A 23225-nucleotide genomic window follows, 5' to 3' on the forward strand; every position below is an offset into this window, starting at 1 on the left:
ACAAACTTTACGCTGCGTCGCAAAATAGGGGCCGCCGCCGAAGGCGCAACCTTGGCGGGGCGATCATGTCATCACGCTTTGTATGCGCTGCGGCTCAGGCCGCAGTCAGTTCTGCGCGGACCTTGGGGTGCGACACCGACAGGCCCAGGGTCTGGGCGGCGTAAAGTTCCAGGAGCAACCGGTCGTGACCATCGGACACGGCCAGCCAGCGCGCCTTGATCGGTTTGCGGCGACCGGGTCGAGGCGGGGGCTCGCTGACGCTGATCCGGGCGGCGCCGTGGCTGGGCTTGTGCACCTGGGCGGCCAGCGCCAGGCGCAGCGAGGGCGCCAGCATTCGCTCCTCCAGATGGGGCGGGCTGCCCACATGGATCGGCTCGTCCTCCTGATAGAAGACGTAGACCGCCCCCGACGCCGGCAGCCGCGCTCGCGTCAGGGCCTTGAGCGGTTGGGCCATCAGGCGGCGGTACAGTTCGGGAACCGCCGCCAGCCTCTGGTCATGATCGCGCGTCGCCGCCGTCACCCGCCGGTGTTTTCGTAGGTGGCGGTGATCGAGGCCTTGGCCAGGGTATGGAAGTGCAGGTTGAAGCCGAAGACGGCGCCGGAGTTGTCGGCGCTCACCGGCAGATGGTCCACGTCCACGGCGAAGACGGTGAAGATATAGCGGTGCGGGCCGTGGCCTGGGGGCGGGGCGGCGCCGCCGAAACCGGCCTCACCATAGTCGGTGCGCCCCTGAACCGCGCCCCTGGGCAGGTTCGCGCCGCCGACGGCACCTGCGCCCGTCGCCAGTTCGGCGACATCGGCGGGAATATTGGCCACGGTCCAGTGCCAGAAGCCCGAGCCGGTCGGCGCGTCAGGATCATAGCAGGTGACGGCGTAGCTTTTCGTGCCCTCCGGCGCGCCGGACCACGACAGTTGGGGCGAGGTGTCGCCCAGGGCCTTCACCTGGGCGTCGGGCAGGACGCCGCCGTCGCGGATATCGGCGGAGATAAGGGTGAAGGTCATCGGCGGCGCTCCCTTGTATCTGGTTCGTCAACGGAACGGTCGGGCTTCCACACCGTTGCGCTGCGACAGTCTGTTCCTAGCCAAGCTTGATCCAGGTTCAAAGCGCGGAGCGCCGGATGCTGCAAGCCCTTCTTGATCAGACCTTCGTGACGCGGTCCGTACGGGTGCGTCTGCCGGACGGGCGCGAGCTGACGGCGGGGCCGGGAACGCCCGAGCTGACGGCCGAGATCGCGGATACGAAAACCGCCCTGGCCATCGCCGCCAATCCGGAACTGGCCTTGGGCGAGGCCTTCATGGACGGAACCTTCCGGGTCGAAGGCGGCGATATCTACGACTTTCTGCAACTGACGACCTCGCAACTGGCGATCCGCCCGCGCACGGGGAAGCTGACCCTGCTGCAACGCATCCGGCGCGGCGCGGAACAGGCCAATGACCGGTTGCACGCGCGCAGCAATGTCCACCACCACTACGACCTGACGGTCGACTTCTATCGGCTGTTTCTGGACGAGGACCTGCAATATTCCTGCGCCTTCTTCGAGACGCCGCAGGCCTCGCTGGAACAGGCCCAGGTCGCCAAGAAGCGGCGGCTGATCGACAAGCTGCTGCTGACGCCGGGGCAGAGCGCGCTGGACATCGGTTGCGGCTGGGGCGGCCTGGGCCTGTCGATGGCCGAACGCGGCGCGCGGGTCACCGGCGTCACCTTGTCGACCGAACAGCACCGCACGGCCAATGAGCGCGCGGCGGCGCGCGGCCTGGCCGACCGGGCGGAGTTCCGGCTGCAGGACTATCGCGACCTGCAACAGACCTTCGACCGGATCATCTCGGTCGGCATGTTCGAACACGTCGGGGCGCCGAACTATCAGGAATTTTTCGACGGCGTGGCGCGCCTGCTCGCGGACGACGGGGTGGCGGTGATCCATTCCATCGGCCGCAAGACCCCGCCTAGCCGCACCCAGCCCTTCATCCGCAAATACATCTTCCCCGGCGGCTATATCCCGGCCCTGTCCGAGGTCCTGCCCGCCATCGAACGGGCGGGCCTGTGGGTCACGGACATGGAGGTGCTGCGCCTGCACTACGCCGAGACGCTGAAGGCGTGGCGGACGCGCTTTCTGGCCCGGCGCGACGAGGCGTTGACGATGTACGACGAGCGGTTCTGCCGGATGTGGGAGTTCTATCTGGCCGCCAGCGAGGTCGCCTTCCGCGAACTGGGCCACATGGTCTTCCAGCTGCAGTTGGCGAAGCATCAGGCCGCCGTGCCGCTGAGCCGGGACTATCTGTGCGAATGATATGAAAAAGGCCGCTCTTTCGAGCGGCCTTGAACGTCAAACCGTATTCGGCCTCAGGCGACTTCGATGCGGTAGCTTTCGATGACCGTGTTGGCCAGCAGGGTGTCGCACATGCGCTTCACCTCGGCTTCCTTGTCGGAAACGCTGTCGTCGAGGTCGAACTCGATCAGCTTGCCGACGCGGGCGTTGGCGACGCCGGCCCAGCCCAGACCCTGCAGGGCGCCTTCAACGGCCTTGCCCTGAACGTCCAGGACGCCGGGCTTCAGGAAGACGTGAACTTTCACCTTGGCCATTAGTGCAGTCCTCCTTGGATCACGGTCGGCATGTCTTTCATGATGCCGAGGCGGCGGGCCACCTCGGTGTAGCTTTCGATCACGTCGCCCATGTCGCGACGGAAGCGGTCCTTGTCCAGCTTCTCGCCGGTGGTCGAGTCCCACAGACGGCAGCTGTCCGGGCTGATCTCGTCGGCCAGGATGACGCGGGCGAAGTCGTTTTCCCACACGCGGCCGAACTCAATCTTGAAGTCGACCAGGGTGATGCCGACCGCGCCGAACATGCCGCACAGGTAGTCGTTGACGCGGACCGTCATCGCCAGGATGTCGTCGAGTTCCTGGGTTGTGGCCCAGTTGAAGGCGGTGATGTGCTCTTCCGTCACCATCGGGTCGTTCAGCTCATCCTTCTTGTAGTAGAATTCGATGATCGAACGGGGCAGGGGCGTACCCTCTTCCTGACCCAGGCGCGTGGCCAGCGAACCGGCGACGACGTTGCGGCAGACGACTTCCAGCGGAATGATCTCGACTTCGCGGATCAGCTGCTCGCGCAGGTTCAGGCGCTTGATGAAGTGGTTGGTCACGCCGATCGAGTTCAGGCGCGACATGATGAATTCGCTGATGCGGTTGTTGATGACGCCCTTGCCTTCCAGGGTCGCCTTCTTCTGCGCGTTGAAGGCGGTCGCGTCGTCCTTGAAATACTGGATCAGCGTGCCCGGCTCGGGACCCTCATACAGGATCTTGGCCTTGCCCTCATAGAGCTTCTTGCGCTTGGTGTTCATCACTCGGGTCCCGGACGGGGAGGAAACGGACGGCCTCAAAACGAAAAGCGCGCGGCCCTGCGATTGTGGGCGGCGCGATCCTGAATCGACGGCGGCTATATAAGACCGCACGCCCTTTAGCCGAACGGGGCCTGTGACACAAATATCCTCCTGTAACCTAGCGTCAGTACCGCGACCGCGAGTCCGGTTGCGTTCGCGCGCGAGGGGGCTATAGACGGCGTTGCGGACCCTAATTCCGTCCGCCACTGGAGTGACTACGCGCATGACGACCTTCGACGATCGGGAAAAGGGCTACGAGTCCAAATACGCCCTCGATCAGGAACAAGAGTTCAAGGCCATCGCGCGTCGTAACAAGATGCTGGGCCTGTGGGCGGCCGAGAAGATGGAACTGTCGGCCGATAGCGCGGAGCAATACGCCGCCGCCGTGGTTCGCGCCGATTTCGAGCAGCCGGGCGAGGAAGACGTGTTCCGTAAGATCGCCGGCGACTTCAAGGCTTCGGGCCTGACGGTGTCCGAGGGCGAATTGCGCTCCAAGATGGACGAACTGGCCTCGATCGCCCGCGAACAGATTCGCGCCGGCGAGTAAGCTCAGCTCCTCCGACCGAAATCAGAAGGGCCGCTGCCGGCGACGGCAGCGGCCCTTCTTCATTCAAGGTCGTTACTTCGGCATCAGCACCGTGTCGATGACGTGGACCACGCCGTTCGACTGGCCGACGTCGGCCTGGGTGATGGTCGAGGTTCCGCCCTTGGCGTCGGTGATGGTCCACTTGCCGCCGCCGGCGTCCTTGACCGTCAGCTTCTCGCCCTGGACCGTGGTCAGGGTGGCGGTTCCGCCGCCCTTCTGGGCCTCGGCGGCGATGTCGGCGGCGGTCAGTCGACCGGGCACGACGTGATAGGTCAGGATCTTGGTCAAGGCCGCCTTCTGGGCCGGTTGCATCAGGCCTTCACGCGTGGCCGCCGGGATCTTTTCAAAAGCGGCGTTGTCCGGGGCGAAAACGGTGAAGGGCCCGGCCCCTTGCAGGGTCGTGGCCAGTCCGGCGGCCTGCACCGCGGCGACCAAGGTGGTCAGGTTCGGCGCCTTGGAGGCGTTGGCGACGATGTTGTCGGCGGGGTTCATGGCCACGCCGCCGACCATGGGCTCGGTCGCCATGGGGGTCATGGCGGCGGGCTCGGCGGGCATGGCGTCTGCCGGCGCCTTTTCGACCTTGGTTTCGTTGTTGCCGCAGGCGGCCAGCGCCAGCAGGGCGGCGACGGATACGGTGGCGAAGGTGGCGGTTCGGGTGATTTTCATGGCGTTTCTCCATCGACGTCCGCTCGGTTTGGGGCGCGGCGTCGGGGAGAACTACGGTCGAGGGCCGCAAAAGGATGCGGCCTCCTTCAAATTATCCGGCGCGACCTGTGATCGCCGCGCGGCCTCAATCGGCGAAAACGATCGTCTTTCCGTCGTGCATCAGGACGCGGTCGTGCAGGTGATGGGAGACGGCGCGGGCCAGGACGCGGCGCTCGATGTCGCGGCCCTTGCGGATCAGGTCGGCGGGGGCGTCGCGGTGGCTGATGCGCTCCACGTCCTGCTCGATGATGGGGCCTTCGTCGAGGTCGGCGGTGACGTAGTGGGCTGTGGCACCGATCACCTTCACGCCGCGCGCATGGGCCTGATGATAGGGCTTGGCCCCCTTGAACCCCGGCAGGAAGGAATGGTGGATGTTGATGCAGCGCCCCGCCAGCCGCCCGGCCAGCTCGTCTGACAGGACCTGCATGTAGCGCGCCAGCACCACCAGCTCCGTCCCGGTTTCTTCGATCAGGGCCAGCAGCCGCGCCTCCTGCGCCGCCTTGTCGCCGCTCATCGGCAGGTAGTGGAAGGGCAGGTCGCCCAGATCGACGTGGCCGATCATGTCGCGCGGATGGTTGGAGACCACGGCCGTCACCTGCATCGGCAGTTCGTCGATACGCCAGCGGTACAGCAGGTCGGCCAGGCAATGATCGAACCGCGAGGTCAGGATCACCACCTTGCGCGGCTCGGGCCCGCGCAGGGTCCAGTCCATCTCGAAGCGCTGGGCCAGCGGTGCGAAGCCGTTTCGAAGGGCGGCCTCGGCGTCTCCCTCGGCCGGCTCGAACACCACCCGCATGAAGAAGTAGCCGATCAGGGCGTCGCCGAACTGCTGGGCGTCCGAGATGTTGGCGTCCCGCTCCAGCAGGAAGGCGGAGACGGCCGCCACGATGCCGTGGCGGTCGGGGCAGGACAGGGTCAGGATCATCGGGCGGTCGACTTAATCGGGAAGGAAGTTGTTTAGTATGGCCCAGCTTTCCGCCTTTGCCGACAAGGATATTGCGTGCGCCGGACTGGACGACGGCAGATCGATCAGGGTGACGCCGTGCAGATCGCCCAGGATGCGCCGGCCCAGCTTCGCCGCCAGCCCGCCGTTGAAGGCGACGGCGCGCAACTTCGGCAGACTCGTCGCCAGACCGCGCAGGTCAGCGGCCTCGGGCGAGCGGATGGTGGCGTCCAGACTACCTGAACGCTCCGCCGAGGCGATGACGTCCCACAGGCCGTCGCCGCGCGCTTTCAGACGATCCAGCCGATCCTCATAGGGCAGGGCGGGCAGGCCCTCGCCCAGCAGCCCGCCGATCAGCGGCCAGAAGGCGTTGCGCGGATGGGCGTAGTACTGGGCCGCCTTCAGCGAGGCGTCGCCGGGCAGGCTGCCCAGGATCAGGACGCGGGTGCGAGCGTCGACGACAGGCTCGAAGCCGACGTACCGCCCAACCGCAGACAAGGGTCTCAGCCCTCGCCGAACACCCGCTTGAAGATCACGTCGACGTTCTTGGTGTGATAGCTGAGGTCGAACAGGGCCTCGAGCTGGTCGTGGGGCAGGGTGACGCGGGCGTCGGCCTTGAGGAAGTCGATGAAGCGGCCTTCGCCGCGCCAGACCTTCATGGCGTTCTCCTGAACCGCGGCATAGGCGTCCTCGCGCGAGACGCCTTCCTGGGTCAGGGCCAGCATGACCCGTTGCGAGAAGACCAGGCCGCCCAGGCGGTCGAGGTTCTTCTGCATGTTCTCGGGATAGACGTTCAGGCGCTCGATCACGCCCGCCAGACGGTGCAGGGCGAAGTCCAGATGGACCGTGGCGTCGGGGCCGATGCCGCGCTCGACCGAGGAGTGGCTGATGTCGCGCTCGTGCCACAGGGCGACGTTCTCCATCGCCGGGGTCACGGCCGAGCGGACCAGACGGGCCAGACCGGTCAGGTTCTCGGTCAGGATCGGGTTGCGCTTGTGCGGCATGGCCGACGAGCCCTTCTGACCCTTGTCGAAGAACTCCTCGGCTTCGAGGACTTCCGTGCGCTGCAGGTGGCGGATCTCGACGGCCAGACGCTCGACCGAGGAGGCGACGACGCCCAGGGCGGCGAAGTAGGCGGCGTGACGGTCGCGCGGGATGACCTGGGTCGAGACGGGCTCGACAGCCAGGCCCATCTGGTCGGCGACATATTGCTCAACCGCCGGATCGACGTTGGCGAAGGTGCCGACGGCGCCCGAGATGGCGCAGGTGGCGATCTCCTCGCGCGCCGTGATCAGGCGGCGTTTCGCCCGCTGGAACTCGGCGTGATAGCCGGCCAGCTTCAGGCCGAAGGTCACCGGCTCGGCGTGGATGCCGTGCGAACGGCCCACGGTCGGGGTGTATTTGTGCTCCTTGGCGCGGACTTCCAGCGCGGCCAGAACCCGGTCGACGCCGCCCAGCAGCAGGTCGGTCGAGCGGGCCAGTTGCACCGCGAAGCAGGTGTCCAGCACGTCGGACGACGTCATGCCCTGGTGCAGGAAGCGGGCTTCCTCGCCGACGATTTCCGACACATGGGTCAGGAAAGCGATGACGTCGTGCTTGGTGGTGCGTTCGATCTCGTCGATGCGGTCGGCGTCGAAGGTCGCGTCCTTGCCCTTGGCCCAGATGGCCTCGGCCGATTCCTTCGGGATCACGCCCAGTTCCGCCATCTTGGTGGCGGCGTGGGCCTCGATCTCGAACCAGATCTTGTACTTGGTCTCTTGCGACCAGATGGCGACGGCTTCGGGGCGGGTATAGCGCGTGATCATGGACGCGTCGTGTCGGTCCAGAGGGGCGGGGAGTCAAGGTTTGCGACGCGCGTCATCGCTTAAAGATCGCGCCTACCCCGCCGGGACGGCCCCGAAGCGGGCGGATGAAGGGGCTGCAGGCATCAAAAAGGGCTGCAGGACGTCGTGTCCCGCAGCCCTTCGTGAACCGTGGATACGAGCGCCTTAGCCCGCGATCTGGCCGAAGTCGGCGACCCGGCCCATGACGTCGCGCACCTGGCCCAGCAGCTTCAGGCGGTTGTCACGCTCCTCGGCCACGTCGGAGTTGACCATGACGGCGGTGAAGAAGGCGTCCACCGGACCGCGCAAGGCGGCCAGGGCCGTCATGGCGGCGGCGAAGTCTTCGGTCTCCAGGGCGGCGTCCACCGCCGTTGCGGCGGCGGCGGCGGCGAAGGCCAGGGCGGTTTCTTCCGCCGGCTGGTTCGGCAGGCCGGTGGCGACAGCGCCCTCGGGCAGCGGTCCCTTCTTCTCCTCGGCCTTGAGGATGTTGGAGGCCCGCTTGTAGCCGGCCAGCAGGTTGGCCCCGTCGTCCGTGGCGAGGAAGGCGGCCAGCGCCTCCACCCGACGCACGATCCGCACCAGATCGTCGTCGCCCAGAGCGAAGACGGCGGCCACGAGGTCGTGGCGTTGGCCCTGATCGCGCAACAGGACGGTCAGGCGGTCGGCGAAGAAGGCGCTGAGTTCAGTTTCGACCGCGAGCTTGTCGACGGCGCGCTGAACATTGCCCTTCTCCAGAGCCGCCATGGCCGCCGCGAAGGCGTCGCGGCGCAGACCGATGCGGGCGTCATTTTCCAGCACCAACCGGATCACGCCCAGCGCGGCGCGGCGCAGGGCGTAAGGGTCGCGCGAGCCCGTGGGCTTTTCGTCGATGGCGAAGAAGCCGACCAGGGTGTCCAGCTTCTCGGCGATGGCGACTGCGACCGTGACCGGGGCGGTCGGGACGCTGTCGCCCGGACCTTGCGGCTTGTAGTGGTCGCGCACGGCGTCGGCGACGGCGTCGGGGTAGCCGGCCAGACGGGCGTAGTAGCCGCCCATGATCCCCTGCAGTTCCGGGAACTCGCTGACCATGCCGCTGGCCAGATCGGCCTTGGACAGGCGAGCGGCCTGTTCGGCCTGATCGGCGTCGGCGCCGACCAGAGGGGCGATTTCACGAGCCAGGGCGGCGATGCGATCGACGCGCTCGGCCAGGGTGCCCAGCTTGGCGTGGAAGGTGACGCCCGCCAACTTGTCGTTCCAGGCGTCGAAGCCGACCTTCTGGTCCTCGTCCCAGAAGAAGCGGGCGTCGTTCAGGCGGGCCGACAGGACGCGGCTGTTGCCGGCGGCCAGAGCCTGACCGCCGTCGGTCGCCTCGACGTTGGCGACGACGAGGAAGTTGGGCGCCAGGCCGTCTTTCGACGGATCGCGCACGGCGAAATACTTCTGGTGCACCTTCATCGACAGGCGGACCACTTCGGGCGGCAGGGACAGGAACTGCGGGTCCATGTCGCCCAGGATCGGCGTCGGCCATTCGGCCAGACCGGCCACCTCGTCCAGCAGGCCGTCGTCATCGACCAGCACCAGACCGCGCGCGGCGCAGGCGGCCTTGGCGGCTTCCAGAATGCGCAGCTTGCGGTCGGCCACGTCGATCAGGACGAAGTCGCGTTCCAGCTTGGCGCGGTAGTCGGCGAAGTCCTTGACCGCGAACGGCTTGCCGCTGCCGAGGAAGCGATGGCCCTCGGTCACGTCGCCCGATTGGATGCCGTCGATCTCGAACGGAACCAACGCCCCGTCGAACAGGGCGATGATGCGCTTGATCGGGCGCACCCAGCGCAGGCTGCCCGTGCCCCAGCGCATCGACTTGGGCCAGGGGAAGCTGCGGACGATCTGATCGACGGCTTCAGCGAAGACCTCGGTCGTCTGACGGCCCTTGCTGCTGATCTCGGCGAACCAGATCCCGTCGCGCTCGACCAGTTGGTCCTGCGTCAGGCCGGTCTTGCGCAGGAAGCCTTCCAGCGCCTGGGCCGGAGCCGAGGTCTTGGGTCCCTTGACCTCTTCGTTGCGGTCGGGCGTGGCGGCGGGCAGGCCGTCGATCACCAGGGTCAGGCGGCGCGGACCGGCGAAAACGTTCAGCGCCTCCCAGGTCAGGCCGGCCGCTTTCAGGCGCTCTGAGACCATGCGTTCCAGGTCGCGCGCGGCGCCCTGCTGCATGCGGGCGGGGATTTCTTCGGAGAAGATTTCGAGGAGAAGCTGGGGCATTCGATTAAATTCCGTCATCCCCGGACAAGTCGCGGAGCGACGCCGATCCGGGGACCCAGACGGCGGAGTTCAAAGCGGAAAGGGCCGTGCTGAGCGCCGGCGCCTGGGTTCCGGGTTCGGCTGCGCCGCCCCGGAATGACGGCAGGGATAGGCTCACGACGTCGCCTTCTCGTGTTCGACTTGAGCGAGGGCGCAGGCTTTGCACAGGTCGCGGATGCGGCCGATGTAGCTCTGGCGTTCGGCGACGGCGATGGCGCCGCGGGCGTCCATCAGGTTGAACAGGTGCGAGGCCTTCAGCACCTGGTCATAGGCGGGCAGGACCAGAGGCTGGCCCTGCGGTCCCTTCAGCGTCAGGAAGTGGGCGGCCTCGCGCTCCATGTCCTCGAAGCGGCGCTTCAGCGCGGCGACGTCATAGCCGTGGAAGTTTGCTTCGGACTGCTGCCGCTCGTTCTCGAGGAAGACCTCGCCGTAGGTCAGCCCCTCCTTGTTGAACTTCAGGTCATAGACGTTGTCGACGCCCTGAACATACATGGCCAGACGCTCCAGCCCGTAGGTCAGCTCGCCCGAGACCACGTCGACCTCGATGCCGCCGACGCCCTGGAAATAGGTGAACTGCGTCACCTCCATGCCGTCGCACCAGACCTCCCAGCCCAGACCCCAGGCGCCGACGGTGGGGTTTTCCCAGTCGTCCTCGACGAAGCGGATGTCGTGCAGCTTGGGGTCGATGCCGATAGCGGCCAGCGAGCCGAGATACAGCTCCTGCAGGTTGTCCGGGTTCGGCTTCAGGATGACCTGATACTGGTAATAGTGCTGCAGCCGGTTGGGGTTCTCGCCATAGCGGCCGTCGCCGGGACGGCGCGAGGGCTGGACGTAGGCGGCCTTCCACGGCTTGGGACCGAGCGCGCGCAGCACCGTGGCCGGGTGCAGGGTGCCGGCGCCGACCTCGATGTCATAGGGCTGCAGAATGGCGCAGCCCTGGTCGCCCCAGTATTTGTGCAGGGTCAGGATCAGGTCCTGGAAGGATAGGGGTTCGGTCGTCACGACGGCTCGTTTTCGCAGCGCAAAATTTGAGCGCGGACCCTAGGGCGCGCGAGCCGGAAACTCAACCGGACGCGGGATTTCCTAACAGGCAGGATCGCACCCACCAGCCGGGGCGTTGCAGCACGACCGCCGCGTTTTCCGCCGCCGCCGCGTCGTCAAACAGCCCAAAGACCGTCGCGCCCGAGCCAGACATCCGCGTCAGGCGGCAGCCCGGCGCGGCGCGCATGGCGCTCAACGCCTCGGCTATGCCGGGGGTCACGCGCAGGGCAGGGGCTTCCAGATCGTTGCGCTGGCCCTTCAGCCAGTCGATCACGGCGGCGGGCGACCAGTCGCCGGGCGCGTTCGGGTAGTCGGCGCCGCCCGCGGGCGCGTCGTCATAGGCGCGGTAGACCGCCCCGGTCGGCGACGGCAGGCCGGGGTTGAGCAGGACCGCGTGCAGCGGCGGCAGGCGCGGCTCATCGTTCAGATCATCGCCTCGGCCGGTCGCCCAGGCCGGACGGGCGCGCAGGCACATGGGGCCGTCCGCCCCGACCACGCCCGCGACGGCCTCAAGCGCCGCCTCGTCCAGATTCAGGTTCAGAAGTCGCGCCGCCAGCCGGATGGCGGTCCCCGCGTCGGCCGAGCCGCCGCCCAGCCCGGCCGCAATGGGCAACTTCTTTTCCAGGCTGACAGCCACCGGCGGCGCGCCGATCCCGGCGGCCTCGCCCAGCGCGCGCAAGCCACGCAAGATCAGGTTGTCGCCTTCGCCCGCCAACGCCGCGCCGAACGGGCCGGTCACGCTCAGGGACAGGGCCTCGGCCCGCGCGACCGTCACCACGTCGCCGACATCGGCGAAGGCCACCAGACTGGCCAGGGGGTGATAGCCGTCAGCCGCCACCGGCCCGACGTGCAGGAACAGATTGATCTTGGCCGGAGCCAGGCCGCTGAGGATCACGCCGTCAGCTCTCGGCGCCCAGGCCCGCGCCCTTGTCGCCGGTGGGATCCTGACCCAGCTTGTCGCGCAGCTTGGCCTCGACCTCGGCCTTGCGCTCGGCGTCGACCTCCAGGGTCAGCACCCGGTTCCACTGAAAGCCTGCCTCGCGCTGGCGACCCACGGCCCAGTAGGCGTCGCCCAGGTGGTCGTTGATCTCGGCGTTGGCGGGCTCCTTGGCCACGGCCTGTTCCAGGGTCTCGACCGCGACCTCGAACTGCCCCCGACGATATTGCGCCCAGCCGAGCGAGTCCTGGATGTTGCCGTCCGACGGATCGGCGGCGAAGGCGCGGGCGATCATTTCGGCCCCTTGCTCCACCCGGGTTCCGCCGTCGACCCATAGATAGCCGAGGTAGTTCAGCACGGTCGGATTGTTGGGCTGCTTCTGCAAGGCGGCCCACAGTTCGGCCTCAGCCTCCGGCTTGCGGTTCAGCGCTTCATAGGCAGCGCCCCGCAGGAAGTTGACCTCGAAACCCTGCTGCGCCGTGTTCAGAAGAGGGCCGTTCAGCACTGTCAGGGCTTCTTCAAAGCGCTTCATCTGGATCAGTTGGCCCGCCAGCAGGTAGGCGACCGCGGCATCCGCCGGGCGGGCGGCGACGGCGCGATTCAACTCCGCCAGCGCCGCTTCGGACTGGCCGTCCTTTTCAAAGCTGAGCGCGCTCTGCACCCGCGCGGCGGCGAAGATTTCAGGATCACGCTCACTGACCTGGGCAAGGGCGACGCGCGCTGCGGGCTCCAGTTCGGCCTGTTGCAGGGTCTGACCGATCATGAAGCGCGTCGGGTCGTCGGGCGACAGGTTCAGGGCCAGGCGCAAATAGACGGCGCCGAACTCCAGGGCGCGCTGGGCGATGGCCTGATCCGCCGCCGTCTTCAGCGCCAGGGCGGCGCCCTGACGATAGGTCAGAAGGGCCGGGGCTCGGCCCCTGGCCGTCACGCGGGCCTGGGCCTGACGCGTGGCCCGGTCGCTGGCCCCGCCGGCGATGGCGGCGTCGTATTGAGCCAGGGCCTCGTCGCGCTTGCCGCGCCGCTCCAGGAACTCGCCATAGGGCAGACGGAACAGGGACGAAGCGACGGCGTGGTTGGTCAGGTCGCGCCATTCGGCGTCGGCCTGGTCATATTGGCGACGAATCTCCAGCAGCCGGGCGCGGTTGCCGCGCGCCACCAGGATGCTGACCGGATCCCAGCTCGTCGGCGGCGCGGCCAGGGCTCGGTCCCAGTCGCCTGCGGCGGCGGCGATCCAGGCCTGGACATAGAATCCGGCGCGATCATGCGGCGAACCGATCGGTGCGGCCTTGAAGAGGGCGTCGGCGCGACGAACATCGCCTGCCACGAAGGCCTGAACGCCCGAGACCAGTCGTCCGGCCTCAACGATGACGGGGGAAACCCCTTCGCCGTTGGGGGAGATCCGCCCCGCCACATCGAGGTCGCCGGCGAGCAGGGCGGCGGTGAAGGCCTGTTCGCGCACGCGCGGCTGTTCGGGGGTCAGGGCCTCGACCCGGGCCAGGTAGTCGGCGCCGGCCGCGCTTTCGCCGCTGACCAGGGCGTTGCGACCGGCCAGATAGAGGCCATAGGCGCTGTGCTGTTCCGCATCTGTGGGAACCGGCGCCCAGATCGCCGGAATCGGGACGATCTCGGGCGCGGCGGGCGCTTCGTCGGCGGGCGCCGTGGCGTCGGGCGTCTCGGCGGGCTCGGCGTCAGGCTCAGGCTGGGCGGGCGCGTCCTGAGCGGGCGGCGTCTGCGGGGCGTCCTGAGCCAGAGACGGCGCGGCCAGACCCAGCGCGATCAGCGAGGCGGCGGCGAACAGGGCGGAGCGGCGGAAAGCGAAGCGCATGGGCGGACCCTTCACGCTTTCCCTTCCGCCTGCAAGAGGCTGAAACCTCTGGGCCTTACATGTTCGGGTAGTTGGGGCCGCCGCCGCCTTCGGGCGTGGTCCAGACGATGTTCTGCGACGGGTCCTTGATGTCGCAGGTTTTGCAGTGGACGCAGTTCTGGGCGTTGATCTGGAAGCGCGGATTCTGGCCCTGCTCGTCGGTCAGCACCTCATAGACGCCCGCGGGGCAATAGAGCCGGGCCGGTTCGCCGTACCTGGGCAGGTTGACGTTGATCGGCACGCTGGGGTCCAGCAGCTTCAGGTGGGCCGGCTGGTCCTCGGCGTGGTTGGTGTTGGAGATGAAGACGCTGGACAGTTTGTCGAACGACAGCTTGCCGTCCGGCTTGGGATAGGTGATTGGCTTGAAGTCCTTGGCCAGACCGGTCGAGGCCGCGTCCGTCTTGGTGTGCTTCATCGTGCCGAAGAAGGAGAAGCCGCCCGTCAGGTGGTTGACCCACATGTCGAACATGCTGACCGCCCCGCCCATCATGGTGCCCAGCTTGGACAGCATGGGCTTGGCGTTGCGGACGACCTTCAGCTCCTTGTAGACCCAGGACGTCTTGTAGGCGGCCTCGTAGGCGTCCAGCACGTCGCCCTCGCGGCCCGCGATCACGGCTTCATAGGCGGCGTCGGCGGCCAGCATGCCGGTCTTCATGGCGTTGTGGCTGCCCTTGATGCGCGGCACGTTCACGAAGCCCGCCGAGCAGCCGATCAGGGCGCCCCCGGGGAAGGCCAGCCTGGGCACCGACTGGAAGCCGCCCTCGGTGATGGCGCGGGCGCCGTAGGAGATGCGCGTGCCGCCCTCCAGATGCTCGGCGATAGCCGGGTGGTGCTTGAACTGCTGGAACTCGTCGAACGGCGACAGGAAGGGGTTCTGATAGTTCAGGTGCACGACGAAGCCGACCGACACGTAGCGGTCGCCGAAGTGGTACAGGAAGGATCCGCCGCCCGTCTTGTCGTCCAGCGGCCAGCCGGTCGTGTGCTGAACCAGACCGGGCTGGTGCTTGTCCGCCGGGATCTGCCACAGCTCCTTCAGGCCGATTCCGAACTTCTGCGGGTCCGAGTTCGCGGTGAGGTCGTGGCGGGCCATGATGGTCTTGGCCAGCGAGCCGCGCACGCCCTCGGCGATGAAGACATACTTGCCGTGCAGTTCCAGACCGGGCTGGAAGTCGCCGGTCGGCTTGCCCTCGCGGTCGATGCCGAAAACGCCGGCGACGACGCCCTTCACCCGGCCCGACGGCTCATCCCAGACGACATGGCTGGCGGCCATGCCGGGATAGACCTCGACGCCCAGGGCCTCGGCCTGTTCGCCCAGCCAGCGCGCCACATTGCCCAACGAAGCGATGTAGCAGCCGTGATTGTGCATGAAGGGCGGCATGGCGAACATCGGCAGCGAGGCCTGGCCCTGCGGACCCAGCACAAGGAACTTGTCCTTGGTCACCGGGGTCTCCAGCGGCGCGCCGCGCTCCTTCCAGTCGGGGAAGAGCTCGTTCAGGGCCTTGGGATCGATCACGGCGCCCGACAGGATGTGGCCGCCGATCTCGGCGGATTTCTCCAGCACGGCGACGGAAATCTCTTTTCCGTCCTTTTCGGCTCGCTGCTTCAGGCGAATGGCGGCGGACAGGCCGGCGGGGCCGCCGCCGACGATGACGACGTCATATTCCATGACCTCGCGCTCGACGCCTTCCAACGCTTCCGCCGGCGGCAGCTTGTCGATGACGGCTTCCTGCCAGGCGTTGATTGCGCCGCCTTCGATCGCTTGCTCGCCCATGGTCCCCTGAATCCTCGTTATCGTCGTGGTTATCCGCCTTATCATGAGGTGACGCAGCGGCGGTCAAGGCTTATCCCTGTCAGCGAATGACGCCGCAGCCCCTCGACACCGCCGCAACCGAAGCCCTGTTCGCCTTCTGGCGCGATGCGGGGGTGGACGCCTGCTACCTGAACGAGCCGGTCGACCGCACGGTCTTCGTCGCCCCGCCTGCGCCGCAGGTGATGCAGAAGGCCGCCGCCACGGTCACGGCCCTGCATGGGGGAATGTCAGGAGCTGACGCCTTGGCCGAGGCGCGCCGTGTCGCCGCCGCCGCCATGACGATGGAGGCGCTGGCCGACGCGGTCGCTGACTTCCAGGGTTGCCCCCTGCGGGCCATGGGCGCCAAGCAGGCCGTGTTCGCACGCGGCAATCCCAAGGGCTCGATCCTGCTGATCGGCGAGGCGCCCGGCGAAACCGAGGACCTGCGCGGCGAACCTTTTGTCGGGCAGGCCGGACAACTGCTGGACCGGATGCTGGCGGCGGCGGGTCTGGCCGATCAGGTCCTCATGACCAACACCGTCTTCTGGAAGCCGCCCGGTAACCGTCCCCCATCGCCGCAGGAGCAGGCCGCCTGCGCCCCCTTCGTGGAGCGCACCTTCGCCCTGATGCAGCCGAAGGCCGTGCTTCTGGTCGGGGCGGCGGCGGCGAAATCGGTGCTGAACACCGAGGAAGGCCTGATGAAAATTCGCGGCCAGTGGCGCGAATGGCGGCTCGACGACGGGGCGGCTGCGGCCCCCGCCATAACCACCCTGCACCCCGCCTTCCTGCTGCGTCAGCCGCAGGCCAAGCGGGTCGCCTGGGCTGACATCCTGTCGCTGGCGGCGCGTCTGGATACGGCCCAGGTTGAGCCTGACGACTGAGTCAGGCATGTTAGGCGGCTGACGACCAGTCCACAGAGCGCTGAGAATCCCGACGTCGAGAAGGGAGCAGCGCCGACGAAGGGGGCCGCCGCGTATGTACCTTTTCCACCGCGCGGCGCTCGCGCCTCTGCTCGCCGCTGCGCTCTGCGCCATTGTCGCTCCCGCCGCGCTGGCCTCTGAAAACAGCGCTGAAGACGGAACGGTCTATGTCGCGAACGACTCTGACAGAACCCCCACGGCCCTGAGCAGTTCCGATCGGCTCAGCTACACCACCGCCTTCGATGCCCTGCGACGCGGCGATCTGGAGCTGGCCCGCGCCTCGGCCCGCCAGGCCCAGGACCGCATCCTGCTGGGTCAGGTCGAGTTCGAGCGCCTGTTCCACCCCACCCACGTCGCCACCTATGACGAACTGGCGGCCTGGCTGGAGACCTATTCCGACCTGCCCATGGCTCAGCGGGTCTATACCCTGGCCATGCGTCGCATTCCCGACGGCGCCCCCGAACCGAAGCGTCCCGGCAATCTGCTGGAGCGCACCTGGGCCAGCGTCACCGGCGCCAACGACGGCGGCGTCACCGATCCGGCCAAGGCCGCGCGCGTGGCCCTGAACAACGACGATCTGGCGGGGGCCTATCGCACCGGCGCCGAGATCGGTGACTGGTGGAGCGCAGGGCTTGCCGCCTGGCGCATGAACGAGTTTTCCGACGCCTTCCGCGCCTTCGAGCGCGTGGCCCAGGACCCGACCGAGGATCCCTGGGTCCGCGCCGGGGCCGCCTTCTGGACGGCCCGCGCCGCCGGTCGTTCAGGCCGTCAGGATCGGGTGGTGGAGAACCTGCGCCTGGCCGCGCGCTGGCCCGCCACCTTCTACGGCCAGGTCGCCCTGCGCCAGTTGGGCGAAGAACCCGTTATCGAGAACCTGGGTCCGCGCGCCTATGAGGCGACGTTGCAGCGCGCCAGCTTCACGCCCGAACCGACCGGCGTCGACGCGCGCGAACTGAACGCCTTCATCCGCTCGGACGAAACCGCCCGGCGCACCGTGGCTCTTTATGAAGTCGGTCGGCGCAATGACGCCGAGGAAGCCGCCCGCACCGGGATGCGCTCGGCGAGCGACGATGGCGCACGGCGCCTGTGGGCAGGCCTCTATCGCACCGTGGCCCCGAACCGGGCCGCCCAGGCTGACGCGGCCCGCATCGACGCCACCCGCTATCCGATGCCCGACCTCCAGCCCGAGGGCGGCTTCACCATAGAGAAGGCGCTGGTCTATGCGATCGCGCGCAAGGAAACCGACTTCAACGCCAACGCCCGCTCGGGAGCCGGCGCCTATGGCATGATGCAGGTCATGCCCGCGACCGCCGCCTATATGACCGGGGATCAGGGCTATGTCCGCAGCCCCGAACGGCTCTATGTCCCGGCCACCAATCTGAAGCTGGGTCAGGACTATGTGAACCGCCTGTTCCAGATCGAGTCCTTCCAGGGCGATATTCTGAAAGCCGTCGCTTCCTACAACGCCGGTCCTGGGCCGATGCTGGCGGCGATCCGCAAGCTGGGGCCAGACGCTGATCCCCTGCTGCTGATCGAGACCATCGACGTGCCGCAGGCCCGCGAATACGTGGAGAAGGTCGTGGCGGCCTACTGGATCTATCAGCGGATGCTGGGCGCGCCGTTGAACACCCTGGACGCCGTGGCGTCAGGCGCCAAGGCCGTGCCGATCCGTCTGGACTATGTGGCTCCGCCGCCGGTCGCGCCCCTGCAGGTGGCCGAGGCCGCCCCGGTCGCCGGAACGCGTTAGAGAGCCAAATCGGTTCTGGCCGACGCGATCAGTCAGAGCCCAGATCTTTTGCGCCAGTTTAAAGCCCCGTTCAGACCACGCTGGACAGCAGCATGGCCCAGACGAAGGCGAAGGCCAGAGCCGCCAGGAAGTAACCTCGGGCGACCTTGGCCCAATTGGTGTTGCGACTGATCGTCCGCATCGCCTGTCCCCCACGGCCCGACGCCGCGAGGACAGAATGTAACATCACTCGTTAATCGCCGGTTTGCGGCTAGGCTTAAGCCGCGTTAGCCAGGGCGTCCTCGCCCCAGGCGACGAAATCCGGCTGAGCCAGCAGGGCGTCGACATAGGCGCGCGCTACGCCGTCCACGTCGCCGTGCGCGGCGAGGTCGATCTGGAAATGACGGAAGCGCGCCGCCACCGGGGTGAAGAAGGCGTCGGCGATCGACCATTCGCCATAGAGATAGGGACCGCCTGCGCCGAAGCGGGCGCGCGCCTCGCGGAAGATCTGCACCAGACGGCGGATGTCGGCGGCCACCGCCTCGCTCGTCGGAGCCGGGCTGCGGTCAGGGCCGACCATGGAGTGATCCGGGGCCATGCCGCATTCGGTGCGCAGCGCCATGAACCCCGAATGCATTTCACAGACCACCGACCGCGCCTGCCAACGCGCATGGGCGTCGGCGGGCCACAGCCCGGCCTCGGGATAGCGCTCGGCGCACCAGACCGAGATGGCGAGGCTGTCCCATACGGTCTCGCCGTCGACCTTGAGCACCGGAACCCGCCCGGCGGGCGAATGAAGCGCGATCTGTTCGGCGGTGTCGGGCTGGTTCAAGCGGATGACCGTCTCGGTGAAGTCCGCGCCGCAGCGCTTCAGCACCAGCCAGGGGCGCAACGACCAGGTGGAATAGAGCTTGTCGCCGATCACCAGTTCCATGGCCGTCGCTCCCTCGAGGCTATCGTCTATCAATGGCTGCTGCCCATCAATGGCTGGACGAGAGCTTCAGCACAACCAGGCCCGAGACGATCAGCACCACCCCGCCAATCCGCATCGGCGTCAGGGCCTCGCCCAGCACCATGACGCCGACGACGAAGGCGCCGACCGCGCCGATGCCGGTCCAGATGGCGTAGGCCGTGCCCAGCGGCAGGGTTTTCATCGCCATCGACAACAGGCCGAAGCTCAGGATCATGAAGGCGATCATGCCTAGGGTCGGCCAAGGCTTGCTGAAGCCGTCCGAGGCCTTCAGCAAGAAGGCCCAGACGACCTCGAGGACGCCGGCGAGAAGAAGGAAAATCCAGGCCATGACGCTACTCCCTTGCATGGCGAGCCGGGTCGTCCCGGCGGTCATGCCCAAGAAGGGAGAGGTCGTCCTCTGAGATGTCTATCTGGGACAAGGCGGGCCGAAGTCAAGGTCGAGCCCGCCTGGCGCGCCAGGAGAGGGGGGCGGCCTACTTCAGGATGAAGTCCGCCACCGTCTCGACCACGCCGGGGGCCAGCGGCAGGGCCGGGTCCATGTAGGTGGCGATATTGGCGGTGCGCTCGGCTGGCGCGATCTTCAGCACATGGTTCACGCCGTCCCAGATCGTCAGCGCGGCGCGCGGCTGGGCGGCCTTGATCGCCTCGGCGTCGGCGACGCTGACCTGAAGGTCGGTCGCGCCCTGACCGATGAAGATGGGACCGTCGTAGGCAGCGGCCAGTTGGGCCGGGTCCAGCGCCAGCCATGAGATCATGTAGGGCTGGACCGAGGGGCGGAATACGGCGGCCAGTTCGGCGGGCGGGTCGGCGACCGTGCGTCCGGCTTCCAGTTCGGACAGGGCGTCATAGGCCTGGATCTTCAGCGGCTCGGGCAGGGGGGCCAGCTGTTCACGCAGCACGGTGGCGGCCGGCCTACCGGCGCCGGACAGCAGCACCAGGCCGCAGATCTTGTCGTTATGGTCGGCGACGGCGGCCAGGGCGACCAGCGCGCCCTCGCTATGGCCGATCAGCCAAGCGCAGGGCTGGCCCGTCTTCGCCGCCGCTTCGGCCGCCCAGGCGCGGGCGTCGTCGACGTATGTGTTGAAACGCAGGTCCGCTTCCGAGGTCGCGGCCGCCGCGCTGCCGGCGATGCCGCGCTTGTCGATGCGCAGGGTGGCGACGCCCCGCTCGGCCAGGCCCTCGGCCAGCAGACGATAGGTCGAGGCGCGGATGCCGAATTGACCGCTGTTTCCGTCCCGGTCGGTGGGGCCGGAGCCGGGCAGGATGACGGCGGCGGCGCGCGTCTGGGCTTCTGGCGTCAACAGGGTTCCGTGCAGGGCGGCGGGGGTCGAGGCCAGTTCGACCGGAGTCGCAACCGGCGAGAGCAGCAGGGCGGCGGCGAGGGTCAGCATGCTTGTCTCCGTCTTGTGGGGTGAGAAGTCAGAAAGGCTGGCGCTCAGGGTCGGCGCGCCAGACGCGCCAGCTTTCGAACACGGACCAGAGGGCGGCGATCAGGACGCCGACGATCAGGGCGATCATTCCGGCGGGTTGGATGACGAAGGGACTGGCGATCAGGCCGATCGCGCCCAGCCAGAACATCAGCCGACCGGCCAGCCGGTTGGAACGGTCCCAGGCCAGTCGTGACTTGTAGGCCCAGGGCGTCTTGACCCCGATGAAGGGATTGGGGCTGACCCGGCCAAGGATCGCGCCTGTGGCTAGCAGGATGAAGGCGGTAAAGGCCATGGCGACGCCCGGAGGGCTCACCCCGGTCGCGGCGGCGGGGCCGAGGCTGGCCCAGGCGACGAAGACAGCGACCGCCCCCATGATGAGGATCGACAGCCATTGCCCGCGTTGGAGCCCCTTGCGGCGGACCGGGTCGGCGACGGAGGCGGCCTGACGACCAGTCATCCAGGCGACCAGCAAATTCAGCAAGGCCAGTCCCGCCAGAACAGCCGCGAGCTCGTAGCGGCTGCCGTAACGATTGGCCTGCCCGGCGGCGTCGAAATGCACCGGGATCGGGGTTTCGGGGCCATAGACCGCGATCCATGCCGACCCGGTCAGGATCAGGAGCGAGGCGATGGCGGCGACTGTGTCGGCCAGGGTGAGGTTTTTCATCACGGTTCTTGCTCCTCCTCGTCCGTTTTGCCCGTTCCGCTCAGATCCATCAGGAAGGCCAGGGCCTCCTCGACGGCCGAGATCTCCAGCCGATAGCGGATCGACTGGCCTTCGCGCTCGGTGCTGACCAGTTCGGCCTCCTTGAGCGCGTTCAGATGCCCGGTGACCGTCGGCCAGCTCATGTCGAAGGCGGCGGCGATCTCGCCCGAGGACAGGGGGCCGGAGCGCAGCATGGCGATGATGCGTCGCCGCACCGGGTGCGACAGGGCTTTGAACAGACTGTTCATAGGGAAAAGACTAATTAGGAAAAGCCCTAAATGCAACCCGTGTTCGCTGAGGTGCGGCTGGCCTTCGGCGGGCGCCCGGCCTATGGCTGAGGTCGTTTCTCTTGCTGCGAGTCGTTCTCATGGAAATCCGCGATCAGATCGTTCTCATCACCGGCGGCGCGCGCGGCGTGGGCGCGGCGGCGGCGCGGGCCTTTGCAGGGCAGGGCGCGCGGGTGGTGATCAACTGGCGCGCCAGCGGCGAGCAGGCGCAGGCTCTGGCGACCGAACTGGGCGAGCGGGCTGTCGCCATTCAGGCCGACGTGACGGACCGGGCGGCCGTCGAGGCCATGGTCGCTCAGGCCGAGGCCCATTTCGGCGGGGCGATCAGCACCGTGGTCAACAACGCCCTGGACTACAGCTTCAACGGCGACGCGCGGGCACAGATGGCCGACATTCCTTGGGCGGACATGGAACGTCAGTTCTCGACCGTGATCCTCGGCGCGCTGAACGTCATCCAGGCCACGGCGCCGGGCATGAGCGCGCAGGGGTTCGGCCGGGTGGTCAACATCGGCACCAACCTGTTCCAGAATCCGGTCGTGCCCTATCACGACTACACCGCCGCCAAGGCGGCTCTGCTCAGCCTGACGCGGACGGCGGCGGGCGACCTGGGACCCTCGGGGATCACGGTCAACATGGTCTCGGGCGGCCTGCTGCGGACCACGGACGCCAGTGCGGCGACGCCGGACGCGGTGTTCGACCTGATCGCGGGGATGACGCCGCTGCGCTCGGTGACCACGCCGCAGGAGTTCGCCGACGCGGTCCTGTTCTTCGCCTCGCCGTGGAGCCGGGCGGTGACGGGTCAGAACCTGGTGGTCGACGGCGGTCTGGTCCGCGACTAGGCGGTTTGGCCGCACGTCGGTCGCGTTTTGGGCCGGTTCGCCCTATAGGAGCGGCCAACGCCCGAACGCTCTCGCCCCTTGAGGTCATGACGCCACATCCGCCGCACAGACTGTCCGTCGCCCCAATGATGGATCGCCTTGATTTCTGATTGTATTCAAATAGTTCCGAAGTAGCGTGTGCAAAATTTGCTCACGTAGTTCCTGTTTTCTTTCCTTTTCGTTCCTACTTTTGAACCCGATTTTGCCCTACGCCCGGATCGCATCGCTGGGAATTGCGCCTCGTCTGGGTTGCAATCGCGCGTCCGGATCTAACGTCCAAGACCAACTCGATCCGAAAGTTCGAATCCTCTGCGGGGCACCGCCGCCGTTCCTACGAAAGGCCGCGATGGTGTTCGCCTCAGGCGCCGGTCTCACGCCCTTAAGCGGACCTTCCGAAAGTCTGGGAAGGGTCAATCGGGCTCTTCCAGCGATATCATCTGCGACTGAGATCTGGTCAGCGCTGACCTTGGCGGTATTGGGCGGCGGGATCGCCGTGCTCTCTGCAATGATAGCGACCAGCATTGCGGTCACTTCCGCCAAGCTGATGCTGGCCGAGAGTTAAGTGTCAGCAGTCGACGCCTATGGCCGAGGTTTGCTTGCTGCCCCGGTCGCACAGCGCATCCGCAAGAGCCTCCGCGGTGAATGGCTTGGTGAGGACGGCGTGAGCGCCGAGGCCGGAAGCCATCTGCAGAATGGGACCGGGGCCGAGCCGACCCCCGCCGGTCATGGCGACGACCCGCATTGTCTCCCTGAGATGACGCGTATCCATAATGAAGTTCAGCCCGTCCCGGTCGGGCATCAAAATGTCCAGCAGAACGGCGTCGGGCGACCATTTTCGCACGATGTCCAACCCTTGATCGACAGTTTCGGCGGTCATGACCTGGTAATCCATACGCTCCAGCATGTCCTCCAGATGACGCAACAAAAGGGGATCGTCCTCGATGACGCAGACTTTCACGGCGGAGCTC

At 67.4% G+C, this 23225-nt stretch carries 24 protein-coding genes; 5 read left to right on the plus strand and 19 right to left on the minus strand.

Going from position 1 to position 23225, the window contains the following annotated elements:
- Window positions 1-94: 94 nt before the first annotated feature.
- Together ACI2KI_RS08510 and ACI2KI_RS08515 are read right to left on the minus strand one after the other, a co-directional pair.
- Entirely contained in the window at window positions 95-520 is a 426-nt protein-coding gene (locus tag ACI2KI_RS08510; RefSeq protein WP_404619217.1) for a hypothetical protein, read from the minus strand.
- Window positions 517-1002: a YbhB/YbcL family Raf kinase inhibitor-like protein gene (locus tag ACI2KI_RS08515; RefSeq protein ID WP_404619219.1), complete on the minus strand. Its 486-nt coding sequence runs from the start codon at window positions 1000-1002 to the stop codon at window positions 517-519. Before ACI2KI_RS08515 ends, ACI2KI_RS08510 begins: the two co-directional genes overlap by 4 nt.
- Window positions 1003-1118: 116 nt before the next feature.
- On the opposite strand from ACI2KI_RS08515, the gene ACI2KI_RS08520 reads away from it, so the two are divergent.
- Window positions 1119-2288, plus strand: a complete 1170-nt coding sequence (locus ACI2KI_RS08520) for a class I SAM-dependent methyltransferase (RefSeq protein ID WP_404619221.1) — start codon at window positions 1119-1121, stop codon at window positions 2286-2288.
- Window positions 2289-2341: 53 nt separating this feature from the next.
- Here the strand turns inward: ACI2KI_RS08520 and purS are convergent, their stop codons facing one another.
- Both purS and purC read right to left on the minus strand, forming a co-directional pair.
- Window positions 2342-2581, minus strand: a complete 240-nt coding sequence (gene purS / locus ACI2KI_RS08525) for a phosphoribosylformylglycinamidine synthase subunit PurS (protein ID WP_207822657.1) — start codon at window positions 2579-2581, stop codon at window positions 2342-2344.
- On the minus strand, window positions 2581-3339 hold the full coding sequence (purC, locus tag ACI2KI_RS08530; protein WP_138140995.1) for a phosphoribosylaminoimidazolesuccinocarboxamide synthase: 759 nt from the start codon (window positions 3337-3339) through the stop codon (window positions 2581-2583). Before purC ends, purS begins: the two co-directional genes overlap by 1 nt.
- 262 nt (window positions 3340-3601) lie before the next feature.
- Here purC and ACI2KI_RS08535 point away from each other — a divergent pair, with 262 nt between their 5' ends.
- Window positions 3602-3925, plus strand: coding sequence for a DUF1476 domain-containing protein (locus ACI2KI_RS08535; protein WP_292084091.1), 324 nt, complete (start codon window positions 3602-3604; stop codon window positions 3923-3925).
- Window positions 3926-3997: 72 nt separating this feature from the next.
- Here the strand turns inward: ACI2KI_RS08535 and ACI2KI_RS08540 are convergent, their stop codons facing one another.
- The 9 genes from ACI2KI_RS08540 to ACI2KI_RS08580 form a co-directional block, all read right to left on the minus strand.
- Window positions 3998-4630 (minus strand): fasciclin domain-containing protein, encoded by a 633-nt coding sequence (locus tag ACI2KI_RS08540; RefSeq protein ID WP_404619224.1) that lies wholly within the window; start codon window positions 4628-4630, stop codon window positions 3998-4000.
- A 124-nt stretch (window positions 4631-4754) separates the two neighbouring features.
- Window positions 4755-5594, minus strand: a complete 840-nt coding sequence (gene purU / locus ACI2KI_RS08545; RefSeq protein WP_404619226.1) for a formyltetrahydrofolate deformylase — start codon at window positions 5592-5594, stop codon at window positions 4755-4757.
- A gap of 12 nt (window positions 5595-5606) precedes the next feature.
- A complete protein-coding gene (locus tag ACI2KI_RS08550) occupies window positions 5607-6110 on the minus strand; it encodes a DNA-deoxyinosine glycosylase (protein ID WP_404619228.1) in 504 nt (167 codons plus the stop codon).
- 5 nt (window positions 6111-6115) lie between these two features.
- Window positions 6116-7417 (minus strand): adenylosuccinate lyase, encoded by a 1302-nt coding sequence (gene purB, locus ACI2KI_RS08555; protein ID WP_404619230.1) that lies wholly within the window; start codon window positions 7415-7417, stop codon window positions 6116-6118.
- Between the two features lie 183 nt (window positions 7418-7600).
- Entirely contained in the window at window positions 7601-9670 is a 2070-nt protein-coding gene (gene glyS / locus ACI2KI_RS08560) for a glycine--tRNA ligase subunit beta (protein WP_404619232.1), read from the minus strand.
- Between the two features lie 153 nt (window positions 9671-9823).
- Window positions 9824-10711, minus strand: coding sequence for a glycine--tRNA ligase subunit alpha (locus ACI2KI_RS08565; protein ID WP_404619234.1), 888 nt, complete (start codon window positions 10709-10711; stop codon window positions 9824-9826).
- A 61-nt stretch (window positions 10712-10772) separates the two neighbouring features.
- Window positions 10773-11645 carry a 4-(cytidine 5'-diphospho)-2-C-methyl-D-erythritol kinase gene (locus tag ACI2KI_RS08570; protein ID WP_404619236.1) on the minus strand — a complete coding sequence of 291 codons (873 nt, stop codon included), beginning with the start codon at window positions 11643-11645 and terminating at the stop codon, window positions 10773-10775.
- 4 nt (window positions 11646-11649) lie between these two features.
- Window positions 11650-13512 carry a tetratricopeptide repeat protein gene (locus tag ACI2KI_RS08575; protein ID WP_404619238.1) on the minus strand — a complete coding sequence of 621 codons (1863 nt, stop codon included), beginning with the start codon at window positions 13510-13512 and terminating at the stop codon, window positions 11650-11652.
- Window positions 13513-13567: 55 nt separating this feature from the next.
- Window positions 13568-15217 carry an electron transfer flavoprotein-ubiquinone oxidoreductase gene (locus ACI2KI_RS08580; protein ID WP_404619608.1) on the minus strand — a complete coding sequence of 550 codons (1650 nt, stop codon included), beginning with the start codon at window positions 15215-15217 and terminating at the stop codon, window positions 13568-13570.
- Window positions 15218-15408: 191 nt separating this feature from the next.
- Here ACI2KI_RS08580 and ACI2KI_RS08585 point away from each other — a divergent pair, with 191 nt between their 5' ends.
- Both ACI2KI_RS08585 and ACI2KI_RS08590 read left to right on the plus strand, forming a co-directional pair.
- Window positions 15409-16221 (plus strand): uracil-DNA glycosylase family protein, encoded by an 813-nt coding sequence (locus tag ACI2KI_RS08585; protein ID WP_404619240.1) that lies wholly within the window; start codon window positions 15409-15411, stop codon window positions 16219-16221.
- Between the two features lie 94 nt (window positions 16222-16315).
- Complete coding sequence (locus ACI2KI_RS08590; RefSeq protein WP_404619242.1) at window positions 16316-18007, plus strand: lytic transglycosylase domain-containing protein; 1692 nt, start codon at window positions 16316-16318, stop codon at window positions 18005-18007.
- A gap of 256 nt (window positions 18008-18263) precedes the next feature.
- On the opposite strand, the gene ACI2KI_RS08595 is transcribed toward ACI2KI_RS08590, so the two are convergent.
- From ACI2KI_RS08595 to ACI2KI_RS08615, 5 genes are all read right to left on the minus strand, one after another.
- Window positions 18264-18920, minus strand: coding sequence for a glutathione S-transferase family protein (locus ACI2KI_RS08595; protein ID WP_404619244.1), 657 nt, complete (start codon window positions 18918-18920; stop codon window positions 18264-18266).
- 46 nt (window positions 18921-18966) lie between these two features.
- A complete protein-coding gene (locus ACI2KI_RS08600) occupies window positions 18967-19287 on the minus strand; it encodes a DMT family transporter (protein ID WP_404619246.1) in 321 nt (106 codons plus the stop codon).
- Window positions 19288-19432: 145 nt separating this feature from the next.
- Window positions 19433-20350: an alpha/beta hydrolase gene (locus tag ACI2KI_RS08605; protein ID WP_404619248.1), complete on the minus strand. Its 918-nt coding sequence runs from the start codon at window positions 20348-20350 to the stop codon at window positions 19433-19435.
- A gap of 28 nt (window positions 20351-20378) precedes the next feature.
- Window positions 20379-21053 (minus strand): SdpI family protein, encoded by a 675-nt coding sequence (locus ACI2KI_RS08610; RefSeq protein ID WP_404619250.1) that lies wholly within the window; start codon window positions 21051-21053, stop codon window positions 20379-20381.
- Window positions 21053-21340, minus strand: a complete 288-nt coding sequence (locus tag ACI2KI_RS08615; RefSeq protein WP_404619252.1) for a metalloregulator ArsR/SmtB family transcription factor — start codon at window positions 21338-21340, stop codon at window positions 21053-21055. The genes ACI2KI_RS08610 and ACI2KI_RS08615 overlap by 1 nt, the downstream gene beginning before the upstream one ends.
- Window positions 21341-21459: 119 nt before the next feature.
- On the opposite strand from ACI2KI_RS08615, the gene ACI2KI_RS08620 reads away from it, so the two are divergent.
- Entirely contained in the window at window positions 21460-22218 is a 759-nt protein-coding gene (locus tag ACI2KI_RS08620; protein ID WP_404619254.1) for a 3-oxoacyl-ACP reductase, read from the plus strand.
- A 604-nt stretch (window positions 22219-22822) separates the two neighbouring features.
- On the opposite strand, the gene ACI2KI_RS08625 is transcribed toward ACI2KI_RS08620, so the two are convergent.
- A complete protein-coding gene (locus tag ACI2KI_RS08625) occupies window positions 22823-23215 on the minus strand; it encodes a response regulator (protein ID WP_404619256.1) in 393 nt (130 codons plus the stop codon).
- Window positions 23216-23225 lie beyond the last annotated feature (10 nt).

Source organism: Brevundimonas sp. NPDC046655, assembly GCF_044901625.1.
Classification (GTDB): domain Bacteria; phylum Pseudomonadota; class Alphaproteobacteria; order Caulobacterales; family Caulobacteraceae; genus Brevundimonas.